Origin of the sequence: Chitinophaga sp. (genome assembly GCF_035564935.1) — a bacterium.
Taxonomy (GTDB): Bacteria; Bacteroidota; Bacteroidia; order Chitinophagales; family Chitinophagaceae; genus Chitinophaga.
In genome coordinates, this window is sequence record NZ_DATMTE010000306.1 from 1 (window position 1) to 9232 (window position 9232).

The following is a 9232-nucleotide window of genomic DNA, read 5'->3' on the forward strand; positions in this document are numbered from 1 at the left end:
ATACAAAGCGTTTCCGGACCACTTCAACAAAAGCGATAATAAAAACCCTTATCCTGTGGTTTGTTTTTTAAACACCGATCAGCAGACACAGTATAACAATAACTCCACCGGATAAACGAAAACTGCGGATCAGCCAATCAAGCTGTCCATTTTACCTGTTATTAAAGAAAAATTTCCTGTGATGCGACATTGGTGGTGATGCACCCCGATCGTTTGCTGCAACGCCTTATTGTGTCGTTGCTCTAAAGTTTTGAATAGATGATACATGGTCTTTCTAATTTTCTTGTTAACGCAGCTGCTAATATGGCTATATAATAATATGGTTAAAAAATCACTGCGCTATCGATTCTTTGCAACGCACGCAATTGAACAAACACCATACCAATCTCGGGGCACCGTTTAATTTCCCGGCCCGAAGTTAATGAAGTATTTATTAAACTGTATCAATTATTAAAAAATAACTAAAATATACTTACAAAATGTCCGTTCTGGCCCCTGCCCAAAAACGGCCTCACCGGTAAACCGGTAAGGCCGTTTTTGGGTAACTAACGTAATAGCGTATACGTAAAAGATATTATGCTTCTGTAATAAATACTACCAGGCTCTTTGCGCCATGGGCGCCCAGCACCAGTGATTGTTCTATATCCGCCGTTTTAGAGGGTCCTGCAATGAATACTCCGAAACCGTTTTGCGGGGCGCCTATTTTTTCATAGGCATCATGCATGGTAGGCAGGAGCCTGCTTTTAGGAAGCACAATGGCCAGATGCTGACAGATAAAAGGTAATACCCTCACCTGTACATCCTGCTCAGTAAGCCAAATAGCGCCGTTTTCAGCTATCCCCCACTGACCGGGCACAACCGCCATGTCTACATTTTCCAGCAGGTGCGGATCTTCGTTTATCCATGCCCGTTCGCTACCTCCTGCGGTAATGATCCGCTGCAGATGCGGATAGTGCTCCGCCAGTAAAGCGGGTATTTCCTCTTCATTCTTTATTTCGAATAAGCTGCCGCCCAATCCTTCCAACACCTTGCGATAGGCTTCCAGGGTACCGGGCATAGTACCCGGTAACCCTTCCAGGGATGGCAATACGGATGCCTCCGGTTGATGCTGTTTAACAGCGGCTAAGATCTGTTCCCTGCTGCTCATGATGGCTTATTTTTTTCATACCATTGGGAAAACGACTGTGCCGGTGGAGCAGGCATTTCCCTTTGTTTATACCAGGGGTTAAAACGGTTGTTCACCATGCCGGGGAAAGCCCGCATCACCCAACGCCCCATTTTGCCGGCAGTGCGGTAGGTGCGTGGAGCAGATAATACCCCGCTCATCATTTTCATGCCCGCTGTTTTTGAGGCTGTGGTATGCCCCTCTTTTACCAACACCTGCCGCCACTTATAAAGCTGCTGGTGGATATCAATTTTCACCGGGCATACATTGGAGCAGGAGCCACAAAGCGTGGATGCAAAGGGCAGATCGGCATAGTCCTTCATATCGAGGTTGGGCGCCAGGATAGCGCCAATAGGTCCGGCTACGGCCGTATGATAGCTATGCCCGCCACTGCGGCGGTATACCGGGCAGGTGTTCATACAGGCGCCGCAACGGATACACTTCAGGGAATTGCGGAAGTCTTCCCGGCCCAGCTGCCTGGACCGGCCGTTATCTACCAGTACTATATGCAGTTCCTGACCGGGCCGTGGCTGCCGGAAATGGCTGGAATAGGTAGTAATAGGCTGACCGGTGGCGCTACGCGCCAGCAGGCGCAGGAACACGCCCAGGTGTTTCCGCTGAGGGATTATTTTCTCGATACCCATGCAGGCAATATGTATATCTGCCAGGTGTGCGCCCATATCAGCGTTTCCTTCATTGGTGCATACTACCATTTCACCGGTTTCCGCTACCGCAAAATTCACCCCCGTAATGGCCGCTTTGGCCTGCAGGAACTCTTTCCTGAGGTGTTGCCGCGCGGCAGCGGTAAGGAACTGCGGATCTGCATTACCTGCGGGAGTTCCCAGGTGTTCATGGAACAACTCTCCTATTTCCTCTTTCTTTTTATGGATACAGGGCAGTACAATATGACTGGGCGGCTCTTTGGCGAGCTGTACAATCCGTTCCCCCAGGTCGGTATCAATTACTTCGATGCCATTGGCTTCCAGGTGCGGGTTGAGATGGCACTCTTCCGTGAGCATGGACTTACTTTTCACGAGGTGGCGTATGCCATGCTGTTGCAGTATACCTGTTACGATCCGGTTATGCTCCGCCGCGTCCGCCGCCCAGTGTACCGTAGCGCCGTTCTGTGTGGCCTGCTGTTCAAACTGAACGAGATAATCATGCAGGTTGCCCAGGGCATTTAGTTTGATGGCAGAAGCGGTTTCCCGCAGCTGTTCCCATTCGGGAATACTCCAGGCCATTTTATCCCGTTTGGCACGTACCCACCAGAGGGTTTGGTCATGCCAGTTGACCCGGGGCTCATTTTCATTGAACCTGTCTGCCAGCGTGGCGTGATCAGCTGTTTGCCTGTTCATGGATATTCTGATTGAGGATTTCTGCAATATGCATTACTTTCACCCCGGCATGCCGCCGGCGTAAAATGCCTTCCATGTGCATGAGGCAACTCACATCTGTTCCGGTGATCACCTCTGCGCCATGTTTAACGTGATCGGCTACACGATCTTTACCCATTTTTACTGACACGGCTTCCTCCGTAACGCAGAAGGTGCCGCCAAATCCGCAACATTCGTCCTGCCTGTCCAGCGGTACCAGCTCCACCCCTTCTACCATGCGCAACAGCTTTTCCGGTTTGGAGAAAGGCGCCGCCACCAGTTCGCTCATCTGCGCCAGGGCAAGCCCCCGCTGTCCATGGCAACTTTGGTGCAGCCCTACTTTACACGGGAAACGTGCCGGCAGATTTTGTACTTTGAGTACATCCGTAAGAAATTCGGTAAGTTCGTATATCCGTTCCCGGATATGTGTGGCAGCTGTTTCAGCTGCGGGATCGTGCAAATGATCTTTGATATGCAACACGCAACTGCCGGAGGGCCCTACAATATAATCGTAGTCAGCAAAATTCTTAATGAACAGGCTATTGCACTGATGCGTAAGATGCTCGTATCCTGAGTTGGCCATTGGCTGGCCACAACAGGTTTGCCCCTGCGGGTATTCCACTTCACAGCCCAGTTTCTCCAACAGCTGCAGGCTGGCAATGCCTACCTGCGGGTAGAACTGGTCGATATAACATGGTATAAATAATCCTACTTTCACGGGTAAAGTATTTAAATGATCATTGCTGACCTGCAAATTTAGCAGGCAATACGACAGTAATCCTCCCTCTTTTTTACCGGTTACTGGCTTAATTTTCACTGCTACAAATTAATATAGTGTATGGAGGTTGGCAACCCGGTCTGTCCTGCTATGCGCGCGCGGAGGTTGTCTGACTCAGGATTTTGATGATTTCGCTGATTTTATTTTTTTGAGTTATAAAAACTAAAGGGAGATATAAGCGGATATATTCGCTTTTTATCTCCCTTTACTATTAAAAAAATCAGTGTAATCAGCGAAATCATCAAAATCCTGAGTCAGACAACATCCGCATTAGAACAATAAACTGGACCCGCCCCTGAAAGAGGTTTTGCCCAGGTGGATATATGCCTTCTCCGTTACTTCCCTTCCCCGCGGGGTACGTTTAATGAACCCTTCCTGGATCAGGAACGGCTCATACACTTCTTCCAGGGTGCCTGCTTCTTCCCCTACAGCAGTAGCAATGGTAGTGATGCCTACGGGGCCTCCCTTGAAGTTTTCAATGATAGTATTGAGGATACGGTTATCCATTTCGTCCAGGCCATATTCATCCACATTCAGCGCTTTCAGGCTCAGGAGGGCTATTTCCATATCAATCACGCCATTGCCTACCACCTGGGCGAAATCACGTACCCGGCGCAGCAATCCATTGGCAATGCGGGGGGTACCACGTGAACGGCGCGCTATTTCACCCGCCGCATCCGAGGTGATCTTTGTATTCAGTAATCCCGCAGCCCGCCACAGGATCTTTTGCAGGGTGGCGGCGTTGTAATACTCCAGCCTCGATTTGATCCCAAATCGCGATAACAAAGGCGCGGTAAGCAACCCTGACCGGGTAGTAGCTCCTATCAGCGTAAAAGGCAGCAGGTTGATCTGTATGGCGCGGGCACTCGGACCCGTATCAATCATAATATCAATACGGTAATCCTCCATGGCGGAATACAGGTATTCCTCCACCACAGTACTTAACCGGTGAATTTCATCAATAAACAGTACATCCTTGTCTTCCAGGTTGGTTAGCAGGCCGGCCAGGTCGCCGGGCTTCTCAATCACCGGCCCCGACGTTTCACGGATATTTACGCCCAGTTCATTGGCTACAATGCGTGACAAGGTGGTTTTACCCAGGCCCGGAGGGCCGTGGAACAACACATGGTCAAGCGCTTCCCCACGCATTTTTGCCGCTTTAATAAATATCTTCAGGTTCTCGATAATTTGGTCCTGGCCGGAAAAATCGATGATCTCCCGTGGGCGTATACTATTTTCGAACTCTTTGTCAGCTGCGCTGAGCTTACTCTCTTCTGGTCTTAAAGGCTGATTGGACATAATTGTATATGCCCAAAAATACACAAATATTCAAAGGTAGCAGGCAGCTATTGCTGGTTCGTTTTTATATGCGTAATTTAAATATCTAAAACCACGTGCCCCTATATGCAAAAGTACCTGTTGCTCCTTGTTTACCTAACCCTGGGAGGCGGCTCCCTTACCACCTTCGCCCAGTCAGGATTTAAAAAGAATGATTCCTGGCGATACCAGATGACCACAAGGGACAGCTTGCCCGGTGGCCACGTGATACATACAACCAAAACCGTGAGGCTTACTATTACTGCCACGGAACCCGATGGTAGCGCTACCGCAGCCTATGAACTGGAAAGTGTGGCAGTACAAAGGCCCGGGCTCGATTTTAATTCGGAAAAGCCTGATGAGTATACCGGCGACTGGCGTATGCTTGAATCCATGCTATTACTACACCGGCCACTGGTATTTAAAATATTTCCCAACGACAGTATTGGTGCACCTGTTAATGCTGCGGCCAATGCCGAAGCTGCAGCGGCTTCCGTGGCACTGATGGATAACATGAAAGGAACGCTGATTTATACCTGGCCGTTCATGCACTCTGAACTGAAGTGTTTTTTTCCCCGCAAACCAGCCCGGCTTGCTGTAAACGAAGAATGGAGTGAACACCCCTGGAATTTCCGCATCACCGGGGCCGGCAAAGAACTGGTAACAGTTAGCGGTTTACCGGAAGAAAGCAAAGACAGCATACGGGTAGCGGGTACTTTTTCGTATAGCCTGTTCCGTAATAAAGGCAATGTACAGGCACTGGAACTGCAAAGCCGGCAGGTAAGGCAGGATGGTATTATCGTAGCTGTAAAAGACGTGACTGTGAGGCCTTCCGCCGTAAAACCTTTACCCGCCGATACCGCCTGGTTTAATACACTGGTACGCATGAGCAATTCCAGCAACTGGCTGAAAGTGAATAGAACACCCGATTCCGCAAAGGTGATGCAATTCCTGGCGGAAAATGCACCTGAATATGGCGACCGGCCGGCATTTAAACTGGCGAAACTGGACATTTTTGGATATGGTTCTGAATACATGTACGAGCAATACCGGAATGCCCTGAAAGATGTGCCTGCAGCAGCACTGGAAGGGTCGTACTCGCATCTGTTTAACAAATTGCAAAATGAATACTACAGAAATGTGGATAGCGCAATGGTGTTGATCAAACTGTTATCCGTCAATCAGCAGTCGCTCAATTCCTGGCTGGATCAGTCTTTCGCCCAATACCTGCCACAACGCGACTTTGATACAGCAGATGCAGGAAGGGAATTCAGGAGCAGGGGAGTTTCCGAAGCGCGTATTGCAGAAATATTTGAAGAAAGCAGGAAAGCGCCGACAGGCGCACAGCTGCTGCTGAACCGGCTGCTGGCGGAAAAGGACAGTGTTTTACAGGCATCTGTCAGGCCCATGTCGTTGTGGAACAAGGCCATGCATACAACGGATACGGCTATATTAAAAAGTGTTGCAGCGAACTTTGGCAACCCCGGTGCAGCAGAAATGACATTAGGTAAAGCCGCCAGGTATGAATTGCTGGTACAGGACATACTCCGGAAGGCCAATATGCCGGTAGTTGCAGATGCCTTGCTGGATAAGGCATTGAACGATCTTAAAGTGAACCAGGCCGATACTGCTTTCTGGACGGCGCATCCCGAACTGAAAGAAAAAAAAGCGGCGAATAAATACCTGCTGTCACACGCTTATTATCTTAAATACGAAACTGCAAAACCAAATGATAAAAAAGCAGCGCTGAGCTACCTGTCAATGGCGGCGGCAACTTCGCCCAGAGTCAATGCCGACAAAGTATATGAAAGTTTCTACGACCGGGAATTCCTTCATGCTGAAGAAAGCTACAGCACCCGCTTCGCCAAAGAGCTGGAAGATTTGGGCCAGCCGGAAGAAGCCATGAAGGTGCTATCGCGGCAGCTGGCCGTTCAGCCGGATATGCTGGATAGCACACGGGCTTTTTTCAACGCACACTTTCCGGGGAAGTCGTTTAATGATTACTTCCGGGACGTATTGCTGAAAGATTGGGAAGATGCGCCGGATTTTACCCTGAAAGGCATGAATAATGAAGACATCCACCTCACAGATTACCGGGGAAAATGGCTGTTGCTCGACTTCTGGGGCACCTGGTGCGCACCCTGCAGGGAAGACCTGCCCCATCTCAATAAACTGGCAGTAGAAATAAATGAAGGGAAACACCCGCAAAACGCTGTCCTGGCCATTTCCTGCCATGAGCTGCTGGAAACCGCCCGCGATTTTATAACCGCCAATAAGTACATTTTTCCCGCAGCCCACTCTGATACAGAGATAGAAAAATTATATAAAATAAGAGGTTATCCTACGAAAGTGTTAGTTTCACCTGACGGGAAAATGCTAGACTTGCAATTTGGAGCAGACTATGCTGCCATCCTGCAAACATATAGTAATACTTATTTTTCAAATGAAAAGGGGCAGCAACCACCCCTCAAAATAGACAACAAGAAAAAGGACTAACCGCTTATATGAAGAAATCACTGTTATTATTATTGGCTGCCGGCAGCCTTTCTGTTACCGGCTTTGCACAGGATATTAAGGAAAAAGAAGTAGCGCGCATTATCAGCACCCTGGCTGCAGACGATATGCAGGGCCGTTTCCCCGGCACACCCGGTATTGAAAAGGCCGCACAGTTTATCAGCGGCGAATTTGATAAAGCCGGGCTCCAGCCGCTTTCCAGCGAAAAAAGCTTCCTGCAGCAATTCAGCAAGTTCAGTTTGAAAACAACCAGTGTATCCCTTACCGTTAACGGGGAGGCGAAAAATTGGCCTGTTGTTCCCGTGGGCACGGGCAGTAGCTTCGACTGGGAAAAAGACAGCACTTACGATGTTGTTCATGCCAACGACCCCGGTGAACTGATGAAAATACTGCGTAACCCCGCATCGGTGGAGAAAAACACACTCGTTTGGGTAGGAGCCCCCATGAATGGATACCTCAGCGGGATCACCGCTTCTTTTTCAGAACATAGCTATGATACGAAAGAAGAACTGGAAGCGGTGCCCCTGGCAGGAAAGCAGGTTATACTCGTATTCGCCTCCAAAGATGTGCCCGATACCGCCACCTGGAGTATTCATATCCGCAGGGAAATTACGGCGCAGCATTTTGCCAATGTGGCTGGCATGATCAGGGGAAAAACAAAACCGGATGAGTTCGTGATCTTCTCCGGTCACTATGATCACCTGGGTATATTACCCTCAGAGGCCGGCGACAGCATCGCCAACGGCGCAGATGATGATGCCTCCGGTACTACCGCTGTGATCATGCTGTCGAAGTATTTCAGCAAGCACCCGCCGGCGCGTTCAGTGATCTTCGTAGCCTTTACCGCAGAAGAATCCGGCGGACATGGCTCCCGCTATTTCTCCGAACACCAGGATCCGGAAAAGGTAACCGCCATGTTTAATATTGAGATGATTGGTAAGGAATCCAAATTCGGTAAGAACAGCGCATTTATTACGGGGTTTGAACGGTCCGATTTCGGTCCCATCCTGCAACGCAACCTTAAAGGATCCACCTTCAGCTTCCATCCGGATCCTTACCCTGAACAAAACCTGTTTTACCGGTCAGATAATGCTACCCTAGCCAGGCAGGGGGTACCGGCTCACACCATTTCCACCACGCAGATTGATAAAGACACTTATTATCACACTGTAAAAGACGAACTGGCTACATTGGACATAAAAAATATTACTGATATCATTAAGGCAATCGCCATCAGTGCGGGCTCTATCGTAAATGGAACGGATACGCCTACACGAATAGAAAAGGAACTGCTAAAGAAATAGCATCATATATTGATCTGGTTGGGCGAAGCTCAGCCGGATCATTCTTTATTATTTAACAGTGAACTGATTTTTTTTCTCCAAATTCTTTGTTAAATTTAGTCCACGAATTTTTCCCCATAGTCATTAAAACCATATCGATATGAAAACCGGACTCCTACACTTTTGCGGTGCTATAGGCATTGCCAGTATCCTGTTATCGTCGTGCTCCAATACGGACATGGCTAAACCGGATACTAATCAACCAATTGACAACGCAGACGCTGCCAGCGTGAACTACGAGATCTCAGCCATCAATCCAACAGCTACGTTATCACCGGATGCATCCGGACGCTTATCAGCGATCACCGGAGATGCATCTATGGCTAAAGCAGCGGCTGGTGGTTTCGACATCACCTGGGATACCGCCACCGCTCGCTTAAGAGAAATCCGCTTCGACGCTAAACGCGGTAAGGATGAAGTGGAATTTAAATTGAAAACAGACAGGCAGATTGACCTTAAACAGGTACCCGCTATATTGGGAGCTATTAAAATTCCCCAGGGTACTTACCAACAGGTAAGAGTGTATGCAAGAGTAGAAGGAGATAAGAAAGATCCCGCTGTAAGACTGAAAGGGTTTATTACCTGGGACAGCAAAAAAATCCCGGTAGAAATCCTGCTCTCCGGTCAGATTGAATTGCAGGCCAAAGGAAAAGATGTTGTAGTAACTGATACCAAGATCGATTGGAAAGGTTCTCTCAAAATTTCTATGGACCTCATTCTCACCAAACTTCAGATCGGCGAC

General features: G+C 48.7%; 7 protein-coding genes. 3 read left to right on the forward strand and 4 right to left on the reverse strand.

Features of this window, described 5'->3' with window-relative positions; genetic code table 11:
• Positions 1–574: 574 nt before the first annotated feature.
• From VN105_RS08210 to ruvB, 4 genes are all read right to left on the reverse strand, one after another.
• Positions 575–1147: a LutC/YkgG family protein gene (locus tag VN105_RS08210; RefSeq protein ID WP_325639727.1), complete on the reverse strand. Its 573-nt coding sequence runs from the start codon at positions 1145–1147 to the stop codon at positions 575–577.
• The gene (locus VN105_RS08215; RefSeq protein ID WP_325639729.1) at positions 1144–2520 is read right to left on the reverse strand and encodes a lactate utilization protein B; all 1377 of its coding nucleotides are present in this window, start codon (positions 2518–2520) and stop codon (positions 1144–1146) included. Before VN105_RS08215 ends, VN105_RS08210 begins: the two co-directional genes overlap by 4 nt.
• On the reverse strand, positions 2501–3355 hold the full coding sequence (locus VN105_RS08220) for a (Fe-S)-binding protein (RefSeq protein ID WP_325639731.1): 855 nt from the start codon (positions 3353–3355) through the stop codon (positions 2501–2503). The genes VN105_RS08215 and VN105_RS08220 overlap by 20 nt, the downstream gene beginning before the upstream one ends.
• Positions 3356–3586: 231 nt before the next feature.
• Complete coding sequence (gene ruvB / locus VN105_RS08225) at positions 3587–4615, reverse strand: Holliday junction branch migration DNA helicase RuvB (RefSeq protein ID WP_325639733.1); 1029 nt, start codon at positions 4613–4615, stop codon at positions 3587–3589.
• Between the two features lie 105 nt (positions 4616–4720).
• On the opposite strand from ruvB, the gene VN105_RS08230 reads away from it, so the two are divergent.
• The 3 genes from VN105_RS08230 to VN105_RS08240 all read left to right on the forward strand — a co-directional run.
• Positions 4721–7129, forward strand: coding sequence for a TlpA disulfide reductase family protein (locus VN105_RS08230; RefSeq protein WP_325639735.1), 2409 nt, complete (start codon positions 4721–4723; stop codon positions 7127–7129).
• 8 nt (positions 7130–7137) lie between these two features.
• Positions 7138–8451, forward strand: coding sequence for a M28 family metallopeptidase (locus VN105_RS08235; protein WP_325639737.1), 1314 nt, complete (start codon positions 7138–7140; stop codon positions 8449–8451).
• 139 nt (positions 8452–8590) lie between these two features.
• Positions 8591–9232: hypothetical protein (locus VN105_RS08240; RefSeq protein ID WP_325639739.1), on the forward strand; the 642-nt coding region annotated here is incomplete at its 3' end.

What these genes read in the sequence shown, in the direction of transcription:
- VN105_RS08235 (WP_325639737.1), top strand. Translation starts at nt 7,138, where the DNA reads ATGAAGAAATCACTGTTATTATTATTGGCTGCCGGCAGCCTTTCTGTT.
- VN105_RS08230 (WP_325639735.1), top strand. Translation starts at nt 4,721, where the DNA reads ATGCAAAAGTACCTGTTGCTCCTTGTTTACCTAACCCTGGGAGGCGGC.
- VN105_RS08210 (WP_325639727.1), bottom strand. Translation starts at nt 1,147, where the DNA reads ATGAGCAGCAGGGAACAGATCTTAGCCGCTGTTAAACAGCATCAACCG.
- VN105_RS08215 (WP_325639729.1), bottom strand. Translation starts at nt 2,520, where the DNA reads ATGAACAGGCAAACAGCTGATCACGCCACGCTGGCAGACAGGTTCAAT.
- ruvB (WP_325639733.1), bottom strand. Translation starts at nt 4,615, where the DNA reads ATGTCCAATCAGCCTTTAAGACCAGAAGAGAGTAAGCTCAGCGCAGCT.